18 protein-coding genes and 1 riboswitch are annotated in these 18,522 nt (G+C 38.9%); of the genes, 7 read left to right on the top strand and 11 right to left on the bottom strand.

The features are described 5' to 3' along the window. Positions 1–95 precede the first annotated feature (95 nt). Complete coding sequence (locus tag MY533_RS03445) at positions 96–548, bottom strand: TlpA family protein disulfide reductase (protein ID WP_248718041.1); 453 nt, start codon at positions 546–548, stop codon at positions 96–98. 422 nt (positions 549–970) lie between these two features. Continuing rightward, on the bottom strand, positions 971–1,513 hold the full coding sequence (locus MY533_RS03440; RefSeq protein WP_248718040.1) for a peroxiredoxin: 543 nt from the start codon (positions 1,511–1,513) through the stop codon (positions 971–973). Positions 1,514–1,919: 406 nt separating this feature from the next. On the opposite strand from MY533_RS03440, the gene MY533_RS03435 reads away from it, so the two are divergent. The 6 genes from MY533_RS03435 to MY533_RS03410 all read left to right on the top strand — a co-directional run bounded on the left by MY533_RS03435 (position 1,920) and on the right by MY533_RS03410 (position 7,652). Further along, positions 1,920–2,462, top strand: a complete 543-nt coding sequence (locus tag MY533_RS03435) for a helix-turn-helix domain-containing protein (protein ID WP_132357730.1) — start codon at positions 1,920–1,922, stop codon at positions 2,460–2,462. Positions 2,463–2,479: 17 nt separating this feature from the next. Then, complete coding sequence (locus tag MY533_RS03430) at positions 2,480–3,586, top strand: ABC transporter ATP-binding protein (protein WP_132357732.1); 1,107 nt, start codon at positions 2,480–2,482, stop codon at positions 3,584–3,586. After that, complete coding sequence (locus MY533_RS03425) at positions 3,576–4,388, top strand: ABC transporter permease (RefSeq protein ID WP_132357734.1); 813 nt, start codon at positions 3,576–3,578, stop codon at positions 4,386–4,388. The genes MY533_RS03430 and MY533_RS03425 overlap by 11 nt, the downstream gene beginning before the upstream one ends. Further along, positions 4,385–5,182: an ABC transporter permease gene (locus MY533_RS03420; protein ID WP_132357736.1), complete on the top strand. Its 798-nt coding sequence runs from the start codon at positions 4,385–4,387 to the stop codon at positions 5,180–5,182. The genes MY533_RS03425 and MY533_RS03420 overlap by 4 nt, the downstream gene beginning before the upstream one ends. Continuing rightward, positions 5,179–6,252 (top strand): ABC transporter substrate-binding protein, encoded by a 1,074-nt coding sequence (locus tag MY533_RS03415; RefSeq protein ID WP_248718039.1) that lies wholly within the window; start codon positions 5,179–5,181, stop codon positions 6,250–6,252. The genes MY533_RS03420 and MY533_RS03415 overlap by 4 nt, the downstream gene beginning before the upstream one ends. 203 nt (positions 6,253–6,455) lie before the next feature. After that, entirely contained in the window at positions 6,456–7,652 is a 1,197-nt protein-coding gene (locus MY533_RS03410; protein ID WP_248718038.1) for an MFS transporter, read from the top strand. 64 nt (positions 7,653–7,716) lie between these two features. Beyond that, positions 7,717–7,823: riboswitch (TPP riboswitch) on the top strand. A gap of 34 nt (positions 7,824–7,857) precedes the next feature. Here MY533_RS03410 and MY533_RS03405 read toward each other — a convergent pair. Next, positions 7,858–8,220 carry a hypothetical protein gene (locus MY533_RS03405; RefSeq protein WP_248718037.1) on the bottom strand — a complete coding sequence of 121 codons (363 nt, stop codon included), beginning with the start codon at positions 8,218–8,220 and terminating at the stop codon, positions 7,858–7,860. 219 nt (positions 8,221–8,439) lie between these two features. On the opposite strand from MY533_RS03405, the gene thiW reads away from it, so the two are divergent. Further along, positions 8,440–8,940 (top strand): energy coupling factor transporter S component ThiW, encoded by a 501-nt coding sequence (gene thiW / locus MY533_RS03400; RefSeq protein ID WP_248718036.1) that lies wholly within the window; start codon positions 8,440–8,442, stop codon positions 8,938–8,940. Between the two features lie 62 nt (positions 8,941–9,002). On the opposite strand, the gene MY533_RS03395 is transcribed toward thiW, so the two are convergent. The 8 genes from MY533_RS03395 to MY533_RS03360 form a co-directional block, all read right to left on the bottom strand. Further along, the gene (locus MY533_RS03395; RefSeq protein WP_248718035.1) at positions 9,003–9,482 is read right to left on the bottom strand and encodes an EVE domain-containing protein; all 480 of its coding nucleotides are present in this window, start codon (positions 9,480–9,482) and stop codon (positions 9,003–9,005) included. Between the two features lie 18 nt (positions 9,483–9,500). Beyond that, on the bottom strand, positions 9,501–9,794 hold the full coding sequence (locus MY533_RS03390) for a hypothetical protein (RefSeq protein WP_248718034.1): 294 nt from the start codon (positions 9,792–9,794) through the stop codon (positions 9,501–9,503). Between the two features lie 207 nt (positions 9,795–10,001). Next, entirely contained in the window at positions 10,002–10,424 is a 423-nt protein-coding gene (locus MY533_RS03385; protein ID WP_132357747.1) for a MarR family winged helix-turn-helix transcriptional regulator, read from the bottom strand. Positions 10,425–10,859: 435 nt separating this feature from the next. Next, the gene (locus MY533_RS03380) at positions 10,860–13,457 is read right to left on the bottom strand and encodes a VWA domain-containing protein (RefSeq protein WP_248718033.1); all 2,598 of its coding nucleotides are present in this window, start codon (positions 13,455–13,457) and stop codon (positions 10,860–10,862) included. Further along, complete coding sequence (locus tag MY533_RS03375; RefSeq protein WP_248718032.1) at positions 13,441–15,186, bottom strand: vWA domain-containing protein; 1,746 nt, start codon at positions 15,184–15,186, stop codon at positions 13,441–13,443. The genes MY533_RS03380 and MY533_RS03375 overlap by 17 nt, the downstream gene beginning before the upstream one ends. Positions 15,187–15,197: 11 nt before the next feature. After that, positions 15,198–16,073, bottom strand: a complete 876-nt coding sequence (locus tag MY533_RS03370) for a DUF58 domain-containing protein (protein ID WP_248718031.1) — start codon at positions 16,071–16,073, stop codon at positions 15,198–15,200. Next, positions 16,070–17,065, bottom strand: coding sequence for an AAA family ATPase (locus tag MY533_RS03365; RefSeq protein ID WP_248718030.1), 996 nt, complete (start codon positions 17,063–17,065; stop codon positions 16,070–16,072). Before MY533_RS03365 ends, MY533_RS03370 begins: the two co-directional genes overlap by 4 nt. An 11-nt stretch (positions 17,066–17,076) precedes the next feature. Further along, positions 17,077–18,513 (bottom strand): DUF8809 domain-containing protein, encoded by a 1,437-nt coding sequence (locus tag MY533_RS03360; protein ID WP_248718029.1) that lies wholly within the window; start codon positions 18,511–18,513, stop codon positions 17,077–17,079. Positions 18,514–18,522: the final 9 nt, after the last annotated feature.

Raw genomic sequence — 18,522 nt, 5'->3', positions numbered from 1 at the left:
TATTACTCCCATTTACACCTCGATCGATTCCCCTCCCGTATTTTTTCAATAAAAAAGACGAGGAATACAATATCCCCGCCTCGTAATCTGCTCTTTTATGCGTTGCGCATTTCATCTAAAACACGATTCACACGTTTTTCTAGCATTTTCATACCGCTACCTCCAGCTTGCATATGACGAAGCTGACCTTCTTTATCGAACACAAAATACGCTGGTACGTATTGGTTTTCAAATGCATCCGTTAGCTTTAATTCGCTATCCACAAAGATTGGTTGAACAATGTCATGCTCTGCTGCTACTGATTTGATGGTTTCTAAATTTGTATCTTCCTCAGAGCGTGGCATATGCACTGCAATAACGTTTAACTCATCTTTGTATTGATCACGGAAATTATTTACATCCGGCATTGCCTCTTTACATAAATGGCAACTAACTGACCAAAAGTGGATTAATGTTGGTTTTTCGCCTACTAACTCCGCTTTTGTTACTTCACCATTTAACCAAGTTGTTGCGCCTACAAGTTCAGGCATTTGTTCACGAAGTTTCATAAAACATTCTCCTTTTTCCTTTTTCTAGGATCATTATCAAAACGTGTGGTTGATTTCCGTTCCGTCTGAGCGCTTTGCCGCTGCCGCTTCGTTAACACTCCGCTTTCGCACAGAGCAGAGCTTCCTGGGGGCGTCCGATGAGCCGCTTCGCTTCGCTGCAGGGTCTCGGGCCAACACGAGGTTGGTCACGAAGGCGTTATCACAGGATGTGATGGTTTTAGCCTTCGTTCCTCTATTGCTAATCCCCAAGGAGTCGCCCAGCCTCCACTCCAATTAACTTATTTACATAGTAGACGTTTTAACAAAAGTCATCCTCAATTTTTGGTGATGAACCTTTTTCTATATCAAGTTTAAAAAAATCCCCACAAACTTGCTGTGGGGACTGTTTTATTTGTTAAATCATCAATTTCGCAAGCCTTGAATTATAGAGTTGCTTGACCTGGGCGCCAGTTTGCTGGGCAAAGACCACCAGTTTGTAAAGCTTGAAGTACACGTAAAGTTTCGTCTACATCACGGCCGATGTTGTTATCGAATACTGTTTGGTATTTTAATTCACCTTCTGGGTTGATGATGAATAAGCCACGTAGTGCGATACCTTCTTCTTCAATTAATACACCATATTCTTGTGAAATTTGGTGATTTGTATCTGCTGCTAATGGGTATTTTAACTCACCAAGACCATTTTTAGTGCGGTCAGTGTTAATCCAAGCTAAGTGAGTGTGGATTGTATCAGTAGAAACACCGATTACTTCTGCATCTAAGTCTTCGAACTCATCGTAACGATCGCTCATTGCAGTGATTTCTGTTGGACATACGAAAGTGAAGTCCATTGGATAGAAGAAAAGAACTGTCCATTTGTCTTGTGCTTTAATGTCTTCTAATGATACTTTACCAAATGATTTGTCTGGAAGTACTGCTTCCATTGTAAAGTCAGGTGCTTGTTTACCTACCATGCGTTCTGCCATTATAAATCCCTCCGATTAAATATGTAGTGGATATATTCCATTCGCACCAGCGAACTCGTCTTCTACGATAACAGAGTAATCGCAGTTTTTCAAACAAGTAAACTTCACAAAAGTGCACATATTAAATTATCTGACAAATTTCCGTCAAATCCCCAAATGGAATAGCTGCTACAGCCTATTTATTAGCTATTTTTAACAATTTTATTCTAGTTTAAACAAAATTTTTCTACGCTACATTTATGTATAATTTCTAAAAATTTCATCTACTTTTTTTTACTAAAAAACGATTGCAAATTCTTTTTTATTATGTATAATTGTAATGGTTTTAGTAAACTAAAAGTTTCGTTAAAGTAAACTTCGTATTTCAAAAGTTTATGATTGCTAAACTTCTTCTAGGAGGGAAAAGATGCAAATTGGAGCAAAAATCAAAGCGCTTCGTTTAAAAAAAGGTCTTACCCAAGAGGAACTTGGAGAACGCACAGATTTAAGTAAAGGGTATATCTCTCAATTAGAACGTGATCTAAATTCACCTTCCATTGAAACTCTTTTTTCATTATTAGAAGTTTTAGGGTCAACACCTAAAGAATTTTTCGATGATGAAGCACCTGAACAAAAGGTTGTATATACAGAAGAAGATCAATCCACTTATACAGACGAAGAAAAAAAATATGAAATTCAGTGGCTCATTCCTACTTCAAATGAAAAAGAAATGGAGCCTATTTTCTTGACACTTGCTGCTGACGGGGAATTCAAACAGTTTGAGCCTTCACTCTCAGAAACATTTATTTTTGTTGTTGAAGGGCGTATTCGTCTCGTTTTAGGAGATGAACAATACATAGCGAGTAAAGGCAATGCTCTCTATTTTGACGCGACAGATCATCACCAAATTTTTAATGCACATGCTGATGAAACAAAAATTTTACTTGTCGCAACGGATTCATATTTATAGCTTAAGGAGGCGCATCTATGACAACGAATTCGATTATCCGCTTTGAAAATGTTTCAAAGTCCTATAATGACGGCACTGTCGTCTTAAAAAACATTAACTTGGAGCTAGAAAAGGGTAAATTCTATACACTGCTAGGTCCTTCTGGTTGTGGTAAAACAACTATTTTACGTATGATTGCTGGATTCACAGAACCGACTACAGGAGATATCTATTTTCATGATAAAAAAATCAACTCCGTGCCAGCAAATGAACGCCAAGTAAATACTGTTTTTCAGGATTATGCGTTGTTCCCTCATTTAAACGTCTTTGAAAACGTCGCATTTGGACTTCGCATTAAAAAGCTTCCTGAAAGTGACATTAAAAAACGTGTTGCTGAAGCATTAAAATTCGTTAACTTAGCAGGTTATAGCAATCGTGAAATTTCTGAGATGTCAGGTGGTCAACGTCAACGTGTTGCTATTGCTCGTGCGATTGTAAATGATCCTGAAGTAATCCTATTAGATGAGCCTCTTTCTGCTTTAGATTTAAAACTGCGTACAGAAATGCAGTATGAGCTACGAGAGTTACAACAACGCCTTGGAAAAACATTTGTCTTTGTCACACACGATCAAGAAGAGGCACTTGCCATGAGTGATGAAATATTTGTTTTAAGTGAAGGTGAAATTCAACAATCTGGTACACCAGTAGATATTTATGATGAGCCAATTAACCGCTTCGTAGCTGATTTTATTGGTGAATCAAATATTGTGCCTGGCGTGATGATTGAAGATTTCAAAGTTGAATTTGCTAGTAAAGTTTTTGAATGTGTTGACCAAGGAATGAGACCAAACGAAAAAATTGATATTGTCATTCGACCAGAGGATTTAGAAATGACAACAATCGAGAAAGGCAAACTTGTCGTAAAAGTTGATACTCAATTGTTCCGCGGGGTGCATTATGAATTATCCACTTACGACAAAGATGGCAATGAATGGCTCGTGCATTCATTGAAAAAAGCTGAAGTAGGGACAGAAATTGGCTTAGACTTCGATCCAGAAGCAATTCATGTAATGCGCTTAAATGAAACAGAAGAAGAATTCGATAAACGTTTAGAGGCGTATGGAGACGACGAAGATGCAAACTAAGACTTCGAAAACAGCTTTATTTCCTTATGTTTTATGGATTGCATTTTTCGTTATCACACCGATTGCCCTTGTTGGTTACTATTCCCTACTAGACATACATGGCAATTTCACGCTCGATAACTATAAAGCATTCTTTACTTCTGTCTATTTAAAAATGACATTAAGTTCATTCTGGTATGCGTTTTTAATTACGTTCTTTACGTTACTTGTTTCGTATCCAACAGCTTATTTTTTAACAAAAACGAAATATAAACAGCTTTGGCTTTTACTAATTATTATTCCTTCTTGGATTAATCTTTTATTAAAAACATATGCCTTTATCGGGATTTTCGGCTTGTACGGCCCAATAAATGCATTTATCGAAGTACTTGGTTTTGATCCAAAGCAAATGCTATTCACTGACCTTAGCTTTGTGTTCGTATCCGTTTATATTTTTATTCCATTTATGATTTTACCGATTTTCAACTCATTGGATCGTTTAAATCCGGCTCTTATTTATGCAGCACGTGATTTAGGAGCATCTGCCTTTACAACATTCCGACGCGTTATATTGCCTTTAACAATGGACGGTGTTAAATCAGGCATTCAAGTTGTATTTATTCCTGCATTATCGCTTTTCATGATTACTCGTTTAATTGCAGGAAACCGTGTTATTACACTTGGTACAGCTATTGAACAACAATTCCTAGTAACCCAAAACTGGGGAATGGGATCAACAATTGCTGTGTTCTTAATTTTATTTATGGTTATCATTATGTTAATTACAGGACAGAAGAAGGATAAAGGAGGTCGCGTACGATGAAAAAACTATCTGCTACAGCAAGAGTGTATTTAGCGATTGTTTTTATCGTTTTGTATGCACCTATCTTCTATTTAGTCTTCTATTCGTTCAATAGTGGCGGATCGATGAATCATTTTGAGTCCTTTACGTTAGAACATTATAAAGCTGTCTTTGAGGATTCACGTTTACTCGTCATTCTCATTAATACAGTGATCGTGGCATTACTCTCTGCATTGATTTCTACAATCATTGGGACACTAGGAGCAATTGGCATTGTCACTGTTAAAGATTCAAAAATGCGCAACACACTACTTTCTTTAAATAATGTGTTAATTGTGAGCCCGGATGTCATTATTGGTGCAAGCTTTTTAATTTTATTCACAATGGTTGGTATTAAACTAGGGTTTACTTCCGTGTTAATAGCACATGTAGCGTTCAGCGTCCCAATTGTTGTACTGATGGTTTTACCGAAACTATTAGAAATGAATAAATCATTAATCGATGCTGCATTAGATTTAGGTGCAACGAAAAAAGATGTTATGATGCGTGTTATTTTACCGTATATTCAACCTGGTATTTTTGCAGGGTTCTTCCTTGCCTTAACCTATTCTCTAGATGATTTTGCGGTAACGTTTTTCGTGACAGGTAACGGCTTTAGTACTTTATCTGTTGAAATTTATTCGATGGCACGTGCAGGTATTTCCTTAACAGTTAACGCTATTTCTGGTTTAGTATTCTTTGTAACGGTTATCGTCGTTGTTGGCTATTACTTCATTACAAGCCGCGCTAGTAAAAGAACGGGGGGAACTCAATGAAGCAATTAATTCAAGCAACAATCGCAATCCTTGTCGTTTCTGCCCTATTATTCTATGCCGCTGACGCCCTAAGTGCCGGAGGTGGAAAAAGTGGTAAAGATACATTAACCATCTTTAACTGGGGAGAATATATAGATCCAGATTTGCTGAAACAATTTGAAAAAGAAACAGGCATTCACGTCATCTATGAAACGTTCGATTCCAATGAAGCAATGATGACAAAAATTCAACAAGGTGGTACAGCTTACGATATCGCCGTACCTTCTGAATATATGATTGAAAAAATGAAGGAAGAAAACTTACTTATTCCTTTAGATAAAACGAAAATCCCTAATTTAAAAAATATTGATCCTTATTTTTTAGATTTACCATTTGATAAGAACAATAAATACTCTGTTCCATATTTCTGGGGAACAGTCGGCATTGTCTATAATCCAAAGCTCGTTGGAAATTTAGACTTCTCATCTTGGAAGGACTTATGGGATCCTTCATTAAAGCGTAAAGTCTTTTTAGTGGACGGTGCACGTGAGGTGGTTGGTATGGGCTTAAACAGTCTTGGCTACTCTCTTAACTCTTTAGATAACCAGGAGCTACGTAAAGCTACCGATAAACTAATCACATTGGCGCCAAATGTTAAAGCCATTATCGGGGATGAAATTACACCGCTGATGGTTAATAATGAAGCTGCTGTGGCACTCACTTGGTCTGGTCAAGCAGCAGACATGTTATCAGAAAATGAAGATTTAGACTTTGCTGTACCAAAAGAAGGCTCAAACTTATGGTTTGACAATATGGTTATCCCAAAAACATCAAAAAATATTGATGGCGCACATGCTTTCATTAATTTTATGTTGAAAGCTAAATCGGGTGCTAAAAACGCTGATTATGTAGGCTATTCTACTCCTAATATTGCAGCGATGAAGTTAATGGATAAAGAAGTAGTATCTGATAAGCGCTTCTATCCTTCTGAGGAACAACGTAAAACATTAGAAGTTTATAAAAACTTAGGTCCTGATTACTTAGGCAAATACAATGAGCTGTTCTTGGAATTTAAAATGAGTATTCGATAAACTATTTTAATCCATTCAAAGCTGTTCTCACGTGAGAGCAGCTTTTTTTCGTTTATCTGGAAATAAGCCTCTGCAGAAAAACTAGCCGGCCGTTTTTGAGAATCCGCATATCTTTACTAGTAAATCTCAGACTTATAGTCAATAGCAAACGTATAAGCCTTGTGGTAGACTGTAGTATATTTGATGAAAGAAAGGGGTATTCGATGACCCAGCAGAAGTCTAATAAGGCGGCTTTGTATATTTTAATGTTTAATATGTTTATCGCAATGGGGAGTATCGGAATTATTATTCCTGTCATGCCTGAGTATTTAAAATTATTTGGTGCCGCAGGACAAGTACTTGGCATGTTGATCGCAACGTTCGCCTTCGCACAATTCGTATTTTCTCCAATTGCTGGGAATCTTTCCGATCAATACGGTCGTAAAAATCTCATTATTTTCGGTCTTATCGTAACAGGACTTGCCCAAATTAGTTTCGGGCTTTCTACAGATGTGTGGATGCTCTTCCTGGCACGCTTTTTTGGTGGCCTTGGTTCCGCATTTGTGGCACCTCCTATAATGGCTTTTGTGGCAGACGTCACAACGTATGAGGAACGAGGAAAAGGTATGGGAATGATAGGGGCAGCAATGTCCTTTGGTTTTATGATCGGACCAGGTATCGGTGGATTCCTATCAAAGGTTAGTTTGCATTTTCCATTTTATACTGCTGGATTTGCAGCAATCTTAGCAGCTATTTTATCGTTCTTTTTATTGCCTGCTACAAAACCGAACACAGCGAAAAAAGCGCAGAAGCAGGATAATCTTGCAAAGCAAATGGCCCGTTCAGTCCGAATGCCTTATTTTGTCATGCTAATTATTATGCTTGTATTCTCTTTCGGGATTGCTAATTTCCAAACAACATTATCATTATTTGTGACAGATAAGTTTAATTACACACCTACTGATATCGCCATTATATTAGTTATGGGGGGCGCTTTTGGTGTTGTTGTACAAATATTTGTTATTACACCGCTGTTTAATCGCTTCGGCGAAATGAAAGTAGTGCTAGTCAATTTATTTATTGCATCCGTTTCGATTTTCTTAATATTATTCGCATCTGGATTTGCACTTATTTTAATTGTAGCGACTATCTTCTCTACAGCTACGACATTGATTCGTCCAGCTGTCAACACACTGATTTCAAAGCTTGCTGAAAATGAACAAGGCTTTGCAGCTGGTCTGAACAATGCGTATATGAGTCTTGGTAATATGATTGGTCCAGCTCTAGCAGGTATATTATTCGATTGGAATATGAACAGTCCTTATATATTCGGGTCTATTATTTTAATGGCTTGCTTCTTCCTTGCCCTTATTTGGACAATGAAAAAAGCGCCACACCTTATGCATCCTGATACAAAATAGTCTGAAAAGTTATTGACTATTTTTAATGGTATGCTACATTATTAGGAGAAAAAATAAAGTGAATTCTTACCACTAGGGGAGTCTTTAAAAGGCTGAGACGTATATGGCATATACGGACCCTTTGAACCTGATCTAGTTCACACTAGCGGAGGGAAGTGTCGACACTTGCTTTTTTATTTGTAGATGCAAGGCCGCTTCCCGTTGTTTATAGGAAGCGGCCTTTTATTCGCTTTAGCGGCGGTACTTTCCGCGGCGATTTTCTCTGCTTTTGCGGCAGTACTTTCTTGTTTCGCGGCGATTCTCTCTGTTTTTGAGTCAAGACCTTAATATTGTATTGTTCTTCAACTCTGACTTTTTTAGTCAAATTGTCCAGCTTAGGTTGGAATTTGCTGCTAAAAGTGTGAGTTGCGCCGCTAAAACACGAAATTCCGCCGCTAACCAAGCAAGTTGCGCCACTAAAACTTGAAAGAGTCAGAATCGCTGATAAAAGAGCCAGAATCGCTGATAAAGCATCAAACATCGCTGATAAGAGAGTCAAGTCCTTAATATTGTGTAAAATTCTATACAATGTTCTTCAACTCTGGCTTTAGTTTTGTCAAATTGTCCAGCTTATGTTGGAATTCGCCGCTAAAAGTGTGAATTGCGCCGCCAACCAAAGAAAGAACGCTGCTAAAACACGAAATTTCGCTGCTAACCAAGCAAGAAACGCCGCTAAAACACGAAATTCCGCTACTTCAGCTCTTTTTGCGGTGGTATTAACATTTAACATTTCAAAGGAGTGGAAATTATGTCAATTCGAAAATTAACAATCATGGCCATACTAGTAGCAATTGCCGTAGCTGGTTCTACCTTCGTTTCAATACCAACAGGAATTGCTCGTGCCTACCCTGTCCAGCATGCCATTAATGTTATCTGTGCTATCTTTCTTGGACCAGTGCCTACTGTTATGGTCGCCTTTGTCACAGCTATTATTCGTATTTTAACAGGCACAGGCTCATTACTAGCTATACCTGGCAGTGTTATTGGCGCTCTATGTGCAGTTCTTGCCTATAAATACAGCGGCAAGCAATGGCTTGCAGGTGTCGGTGAAATATTTGGGACAGGTATCATTGCCTCACTTTTAGCAGTACCTTACGCACATTTATTAATGGGGACATCCGTTGCTGCTTTATTTTTCATGCCAGCCTTTTTAACCTCAAGTACTATTGGTGCTGTCTTAGGTATTGTCGTTGCTAGGTATTTGCGTAAGACAGTATTTGTAACTAACCTAAACACTCTGCTTAAATAATAGTTAAAAACGTTACTTTCTTCATGGCAATGAAGAAAGTAACGTTTTTTGGTCAACCAAATTCACCCATACTTCAATGGTAATCCCATTTCATGAGCAATTAATAAAAAGTCCTTTTTGCTTATTTCAAAATGACCAAATCTAAATTTATAGCCATATTTCGATTTGTCTTCTACAAATTCTAAGTAATCTAAAATCCTTTTTATTGGCACAGCTTTTGCATCTTTATAAAAGTCTATATCTCTTCTAAAAGGAATAAAATTTTCTGACATTTGGAACTCGTATATTCGCTCGTCCTTTATTCTTCCTATTGCGGTAAACGCTCTCACAGGCTCATTACTATCTAGACTTTGTTTAGGAGAATAATAAATAATCCAATCTCCTTTTGCCATTCGTTTCAAAGGTCTTTCTTTACCATGACATAACTGACCGAATCCTCCCTCAATCCCTTTTTGCACATGATTAAGAGATACCACGCCAATCCAATATTTCGTGTCCCTTTCAGGCATAGGAAGAGGATTTTTATTAGCATATAATGACATCGCTTCTTCTATCCCCCTTTATTTTGGAATCATTGCTAACGATTTTATTTTTTCGTTTTCTAGAATTAACCTTTCCTCTAAAATCACTGGCTTTGGCAAACCATCCCAAGTAGTTGAAACTGTAGCAATACACTCTGTATCATCACCTTCAATATTGTGGATAGTTAATTTAAAGCCTTTCGGCATAGGCGACGTGTAAAAGTTTTGTATTTCTTTTTTTCCTTTAAAAATTTCACCTTTAAAATTTTTTAATTCACCATGATCCACATACATGTCAGATAAATCCTGACCCTCTATTTGCGCTCTTTTCAAATACTCCTTCATAACCTCTACCGCTTTTATATGTCATCCCCCTTTCTTTTTATAGATATGGTTAGGCCTGCGTGATGCAGGTCAGTTAGCCTTTATCGCATGGATGCGATGATTTTAGGCTAACATCCTTTAAGAACTCTTTTCCGAATCCGTGACATCCGCCGGAAGTTTAACTTCTTTTAGCAGATTGCTGAAAAGAGTTAAATCCTATCCACGATTTTCATATACTTTTTTCAATATGCTTTTCAACAGTTCTTTTTCTTCTAACGAAAGTACGTTTAACACTTCATTCTCTGAAATCGAAAGGGTCTTCGATAACTCTTCTGCCAAATCCCTCCCCTGTTCCGTAAGACATATTAAATTCTCTCTTCTATTTTCTGGATTTTTCTCCCTATAAACATAATTTCTTTCTTCTAAACCATCGATAAAAAAGCGGACACTATTTTTATCTAACTTTAAAATCTGCCCTATTTGAATTTGACTAAGTTTTTTTTCTTTTACAGCAATCATGATCCCGACTTCTCTAGATTTCATTTGATATTTTTCACTAATATACTTCTCGAGATTTTCCTCTAAAGCCTCACCTAATTTAAAACTTAGGAAACCAAAGGAATTCATTATATTGGTCATTTCAGATCCTCCACATTATTAGTACCAAAAAATGATAGTAATATTTTATTACTATTATCCATTATTACATTTGTGTATATTATTTACAAGGAAAATTTTACTTATCATAAAAAAGATCTGTTTGCTTTCAATTGACTCATCGTCATAATGGTTAATTTCCGTTCCTACTAGCGCTTTGTACCGTCGCTTCACTTTCGCACAGAGCAAAGCTTCCTGACGACGTCCGTTGAGCCACTTCGCTTCGCAGGTAGGGCCACATCTGTGACGCTGTGATCTGGCCCCAAGTAGTCGCCCAGTCTTCACTTCAATCAACTAATTATTCATGGTATATGCTTTAAAAACTGTAACGCCGAGCTTTTGATAATAACCCAAAAATAGAATGATAAAAAAACGATGGCTCATTGCTATAAAGCGATGAACCATCGTTATAAATGACTAAGATCGTTTTTTCATGCCCTTTAATAGCTGGGCAACATTTGTGTCATCTTCCTGTATCTGTGTTCTCTCTACAGGCTGCTCTTTTTTCTTCGGCTTAGTTAAGAAGCGCCAACCGAAGCGGCGGATGGTAATATCAATAAAGAATAGCAACATCCCTGCTAATAAAAGCCATGTCGCAATATTTTGACGTTCCGCACCTTTTTTAGTAAATTCACGGAATACTTCGCTCGGTTCTTTTAAAACAGAGCCACCTGTTTGCTTTGTTAGTGCTTCGATTAACTTATCATTCACTGGGCGTAATTCATACTCTGCACTATAAGGTACACTTAAGCCTGCCTGGTAAATGGTCTGTTCTTCATCGGCAATGCGGAAGAAGATGAGTCCTGGTTCTGCTTGTACGACTGCTCGAACTTGTGAGGCCGAAATAGTTTCAAGTTGTGCATCAAGTTCTTCACCCGCTTCATTGACAGCAACAATATCTAAAAACGCCGCTTCATTTGTTGGATCAGTGATAACAAATGAGCCGTCTGCTTCTAGACGTACATCATAGGCAACATCATTATAGCTTGGTAGCATTTTTGAAATAAGCGTTTGCCAAAAAGTGCCCCAATTTTGCCATCTTGCCCAGTCCCCTGTCCATTTTCCTGTCGAATCAGCAGTAAAGGCAAATGTTTTGCCAAGGCCATATTGCCACTCTGCTAGTACTGGATCCTCTTTCTCACTTTCTGCAATAACAGTAGCTCCCTGCTTTGCTGTTGTACCAATATAAGCATTCATTTTAGGTACACCATTTGCAAATAACGTATTCCAGCCAGCCGCATTAAATATAGTTGGATAGAATGGGTTATCCTCAATATATGTGCGTGAAATCATGGCAGTTTCACGAGATAAAATGGAGGGGATCGTCTGCTCATCAATAACATCGTAGAAACGCCCACTGCCCATCTCACTGAGTGCTTCAAGTAAATTGGCATCAGCATCCTGACCAATTGCAACCGTTGATAGAGTTATGCCATTGTCTTTTCCTTGTGCAATTAAGTCCTCGTAGTTACCTGGCTGAGACTGACCATCAGTTAATAGAATAATATGCTTACGCTGTAGCTTTAAATCAGCTAGATTTTCATAAGCTTTTGCAAGTGATCCATATATTTCGGTACCTCCCCCTGGCGTTACAGATAAAATCGTATCCACCGCTTCTTCCTTATTGCCAAGTGGTCCTGTTTCAATAATTTCCCAAGGTCGATCATCGAAGGCTATAAACCCGAGCGTATCCTCATCTCGTAGCATTTCAACTGAACGAGCGGCCGCTTCTTTTGCAAGCTCTAGCTTTGCTCCAGACATACTTCCCGAGCGGTCAAGGACGATAACTAGCCCTAATGATGGCAATTGCTCCTTACCTTTAATCTCCATTTCAACAGGTAGTAAAGTTTCGATTGGTGTTTTAAAATAACCGCCTAAACCAAAGCTATTTTCGCCACCGACCATTGTAAAACCGACACCGAAATTTTTCACGGCTTGCTCAATGACATTCATTTTTGCCTCGCCTACTAAATGCCCTGGCACATTATCAAAAATGATGGCATTGTATTGTAAATAACTAGAAAGTTCATTTGGTAGACTGTTAGCATTTACAACATCGTAGGCAATTGATTGTTTACCCAGTGCCGCTGCAATTGGCGATGCCGTATCATAGCCATTAACAATTAGTAAATGTGGCTCACTTTGCACCATCGTGACGCTTGTTAATTTATTATTTTCAAAAATTGCATCCTGCTCTACCTGCACGAGTGCCTCATATTTCACAAGCCCTTCAGCTGTTGCTGAATGTTTAAACGTAAAGACATTTGAACCTTCAGTAAGTTCAACTGCTTCACGGTGAATAAGCTTATCGTTTTCGTATAGTAATAGCTCACCTTGTTCTGCTACCGTTGCATTTATTTCAGCGACTAACTGCTGCTGCTCACCTACATAAGCAACTTGTGGTGTAACAAAGCTTTTCATGGATACATCCTTCGCAACAGGTTGGTTAAACGGCATTACATCAATGCTAATATTTGACCCTTTAACCTTCGATGCAAATTCTAAGGCATCCCCTTTTGTTTCATTGCCATCCGTTAAGAGCACAAGTCGTGTCGCTTTTTTCGGATCTACAATACCTGAAGCAAGCTGTAGACTCTGTTCAATATTTGTTTGATCTGTTGCTTTTATAGCTGTAAACTTCGGCACTTCCTTCAAAAGCTTCGATAAAATGGCTTCCGTTTGTAACGTTGATGAAAAAGAATAAATCCCTGCAAGCTGTTCATCTTTTTTCGACTGTAAACTTTCCGCTATAAAATTGGACATTTCATCATCTGTACCATTCATTGAAGCAGAACGGTCAGCTAAAAATAATACTTGTTCTTCCTTTACGGGCAATAAAATATAGGGCCCTGCAAGTGCAAAAACCAAACAGCATATAGCCACAATACGAATACCTAGTACGACGATATGGCTTTTTTTTAGTCGCTGACGTTCACGCCAATAGGTCCATCCAAAATACATAAGCAATGGAAGTAAAAGCAACAATGCTAATGGCATATCAATTCGTAAATCCACGACGTCGTTGCACCTCCCACTCTAAAACAAATAATACTAAGATGATAAGGATAAGCCAAGGTACGAACGATGTTTTCGATATTTCTTCCTTACCATTGTCCGGAAGCTCTCCAAGTGTATAGCTTGTTCCCTTTTCAATCACACGTTCTTGTGCTTGAAGCTGTACGATGAAGCGCTTTTCTTCATCCTTTGAGCGAGCTGTATAAATTCCTGGCTTCATTGGTGCTGTTAATAGACCATTCGTAATGGACGATAAAAACTCATCTTCCTGCGAATATACACTCCAATCACCTTGTGTTAAAGCAACTGCACGTTGCTCATTTGGTGTGAAAATACCAAGTGAACCAATCGATGCTGAAAGCTCCTGTTCAGCACTCCATAAAAATAATGGGAATGAAGGATGCAACGGCCAATCTGTATCTGCAATATCAGCTAATACAACAATATCTCCTTGAGGTGAACGCTGAATAAATGGCTGGTCTCCAACTGATGCAATCGTTTTATAGTTGTCGAATCCAGGATATACAGTACTGACGTAAATATCTTTTAGCTCACTAAATGCAAACAGTGCATCACTTGTTGTACTGATTTCCCCAGTAGCTTCAACCTTCTCAACATCATCCCGTCCAAATAATACAATTGGCTTGTCCATCTTTTCGAGTAGCGCCGTCTGATTTGTCACAACAGTGGCATCCAAATTGTCAGCCACTTGTGAAGATGGAACAATTTTCACGCTACTATTAATCGTTTGCAAACCTTTTTGAATGAGCTGATGCATATTTTGATCGACAACTACTTTTGAAGTTGCTGTTTGTAGCAATACAGGCTGTGAATTATCAACAGCATAATCGTCCTTAGCATCTATCTTGGCAGTCATAGTATCTTCTAATGGAAGGTCTTTGAATGTTTTTGTTATAGCTTCATTTGGAGGTAATACAACACTCTCCGCTACTATTTCCTTACCTTTAATATTTTCTATCGAAAGTGTTACGTTTTGCTCTTGGTGCGTATCATTTTGTAACTGTACAAGTGCCATAGCAGATTGTCCATCTGTAGTAGCAGCAAAACGTGTCATTGCGATATTTGTTAAATCTTTTGCGGATCCTTTTACGATCCATTTCACCGTATCTTTTTCCATCGGTAATTGCTTTTTATCGAGCGCATCTGTAAAGACATAAATAGATGTTGGTGTGTTACCGACAAAAGCCTGTGCCACATCTAAAGCTTTATTCATTTGTGCTGCCTCATATGTTACTTGTAACTCTTGAATAGCTTTTTCAATATCTTTACTCTTTGTTTCCTGCTGTAATATAGCTTTTGGCGTATTGCCTGTTGTAATGATTGTCACAGGTCTTCCGTCAAGTTCATTAACTAATGACAGCATTTCTTTTTTATGTGTATCAAATGTTGACTGCTCTTTCCCAGCTAACATCGTTGCAGACGTGTCTACTATGAAAATCGTCTGCGCACCAACAATTGTTGACTTTTTAACATATGGATTCATTAATGCTAGTACGAGTAAAAGAAGCGCAAGTAGTTGCAAATAAAGCAGTGCGTTTTTTTGTAAGTGTTTTAAGTATGGTGACACACGGGTTTCTTGCATAATTTCCGACCAGAAAAGTGTGGAGGATACGGTTTGATCGGTATATTTTTTTCGAAAGAAATAATATAGAAGGACAATGACCGGGATGATGGCCGTCCAGCTAAAAAGTATTTGACTAAAGCCCAATACGGCTCACCTCACCTAATCCAATGTGCTTTTAATAATTGTTGGAAGATGGCATGCTGCAATCCATCCTCTACTTTAAGCTGTAATTGTCGAACACCGAAGCGCCGACAAATTGCTTCAAATTCCTCTTCATGTAATAAACGTCTTGCCCTATATGTGTCCAGAACTTTAGAAGACATCGTAACATTTACATCTCTACCCGTTTCACGATCAAGTAAGCGTACGTCGCCCGTATACTCCGGTGCTATTTCTTCTTGCGTAACTATTTGCAAAATACGGACATCCCCTGCAAAGCGCGGTAGCCTTTTTAAAAGTTGCTCCCATTCATCGATTGGCTCAAGTCCGTCTGTCACAATAAATAGTACGGTACTATCTTTAGGCAATGCTTTGAAAGCTCCCTGTGCGAAGCTATTTGTATAGGTTGCTTGCTCAATCTCTGTCATCACCTGTAAAAAGGCGCGACGATACATGGTACCTTTACGACGAAACGGTGGCCTCACTTCATCCTGCAGAAAAGAAAAAGATAAGCGATCATCGCGACCGAGCACCATTAGACCAAGTGAGGCAACAATTTGCCGGGCAAAAGTCCATTTTGCTTGATCGCCCATAGATTTAGTTGTATCTAGCAAAATGTGTACGCGCATTTCTTGTTCATCTAAAAACCGTTTAATGAAGTATTTATCAGTTCTCGCAAAGACGTTCCAATCCACCTGGCGTACATCATCACCTAAATGGTATTCACGAAAATCTGAAAAATCGAGCGATGCCCCAAAGCGTTGCGAACGGTGCGAGCCCTTGTGCTGCCCACGTAATTTGGAGGCCGTTGCCACTTGGAAGCGACTGATTTTCGCTAACCAATCTTCGGGCAATAATAATTTTTGTGTCACCTGCTAACACCTTGCTGTACTTTTTCTAAAATGACATCAATCACATCGTCTGCTGTTTTACCTGAAGCCTCCCCTTCATAATTCAATAGCATTCGATGGCGTAGCACTGGTTTAGCTACAGATTTAATATCCGCCAAAGACACGTGGAAACGCCCATTCATAAGCGCTCTTGCCTTTGCTAATTTAATTAAACTTTGTAAACCTCGAGGACCGCTACCATACATGGCATATTGCTTGACCTCATCAATGGCATCCACTCTCTCAGGATGTGTAGCCACAACAAGATCCGTCGCAAATTCGAGCATTTCATCAGCAACGAGTACTTCCTTAACCATTTGCTGCGCTTCAACCAGTGCTTCTGTATCCATGATCTTTTGTAAACCAATTTCCTTAGCGCCTGTTGTACGCTTCATAATTTCCATTAGCTCACTTTTCTCAGGATACGACACAAGAATTTTACATAGGAAACGGTCCATTTGTGCTTCTGGTAACGGGTAGGTTCCCTCCATCTCAATCGGGTTTTGTGTTGCTAAAACGAAGAATGGTCTTGCCATCTTCTTTGTATCTCCTAAAATTGTTACAGTTTTTTCCCCCATTGCTTCAAGCAGTGCACTTTGTGTTTTTGGTGTTGCTCGGTTAATCTCATCCGCTAATACCATTTGGCTAAAAATCGGACCAGGCTGGAACGTAAACTGCTGCTTGCCATCGACTGTGCGCTCAATCATGCTTGTCCCTGTAATATCCGCTGGCATTAAATCTGGTGTAAATTGAATTCGTGAAAATGATAAATCTAGTACTTCAGAAATTGTACGAATTAACATCGTTTTCCCTAAACCCGGTAAACCCTCTAATAGTGCATGTCCGTCAGCAAGGACTGCGTATAATGTATAATCAATGGCTTCATCTTGGCCGACGATAAAGCGATGAATTTCTTCCTTCACTTGTTGTAATTTCGTACTCATTTCAACATATTGTTGCTCTGTAAATGCCATACCTTTTCCTCCTACTTAGACTCAATTGACGTGAAATAAGATTGCACGACATTTTGTAAATCCTTCGGTAATTGTAAACGCTCTGAGCTTTCTAAATAGCTATCTTTATAGGAACCTATAACTTCCTCATACGGACGGATAGACCCTTTAGTAATCGGGCCATTTCCTTGTTGTTCTGAAACATGTGATCCCTCTCCTAATGCTCCACCATCAACTGAAGTCTGACTAGAGCCACCAATTCTTGGTGTCGTTAATAAATCGCGGCCGCCCTGTCCTGTGCCTGCACCTTGACCTGAACTATTGCCCCGACCTTGTCCTTGACCTTGTCCTTGCCCTTGTCCTTGCCCGTTCCCTTGTCCCTGACCCTGACCTTGTCCCTGACCTTGTTGATTGCTTTGATTCGATCCTTGCTTCTGACCTTTACTATTAGCCTGTTGGGATCCATTTTGAGAATTAGTTTGGCCTTGTTGTCCTGTTTTACCTTGCTGATTGTTTGGCTGTGAATTCCCTGATGAATTTTGATTTGGATTATTATTGTTGTGCTGATTGTTGTTGGCATTATTGGCACTCGCAATAGCATTTTGTAGCGTATTGCCTGCAGGTTTCCCAAGCTTGCTCATTGCTGTCTGAGTAGCATTTGCATTTTGCGTTAGCTCCTGCTGCATTTGGGCGAGCTCCTTCAATTGCTCCACTTCTTCCTTCGATAAACCTTTGTCGTCAGAAGCGCCCTCCTTACTAGCTGTTTGCTTATCCTTTAATTGTTGCTCCTTTAAAGCAAGCTCCTTTTGCTTTTTCACGACTTCCCGTAATGCCTCTTCTGCTGTTTCTGTCTTTTTTAACGTATTTTGCAATTCTTTTAATTGCTCTTTCACTTCTTTTGTTTCTGCTTTTTTCTCTAATTTAGCAACTTCCTTCTTTACGTCTTCAATGACAGCTTTTTCTTTTTCCACCTCAATTGCTTCAATTTGTGACGCTGCTGGGAACATATAAAGAATGGCCAGTACGACAGCGGTTCCAAATAAACCAATCAATGCTTTGGGACGAATCAAATTTTTCTTTCGAGCTTTAAAATCAGCAAACGCTTGTTCAACGTTCTCGATTGCTTTCGTTAGTAGAGATTGAACGAGTGGGTCCTTATCGTCCTCGAACGATAAGGCTGTCACAAGCTCATTGTGAGAAAAATAATCATCCAGTGTATGCAATGCTTCCTTTTCTTTTATACGCTTCCACCACATAAACAGCACTGTTGCTAGTATGACAACGATAAAGATAGCAAGAGCTGTTTGGCGATAATACGGCCAAACAAAGAGCCGTGAAACAAGGAATAGGGCAGCACTCGAAAGCAATGCCAAAAACAAGCCGTACTGTGCAATTGGAATGCTTCTTTCTACTGTTAAACTCGTCTTTGCACGTTGAATATATTTTCGTAATTGCTTACGACGCTCCATAAGGTTTCC

This window comes from Lysinibacillus sp. Ag94 (assembly GCF_023242215.1).
Taxonomy (GTDB): Bacteria; Bacillota; Bacilli; order Bacillales_A; family Planococcaceae; genus Lysinibacillus.
The sequence above is the reverse complement of the archived record's forward strand: the minus strand, read 5'-3'. Positions and strand labels throughout refer to the sequence as shown.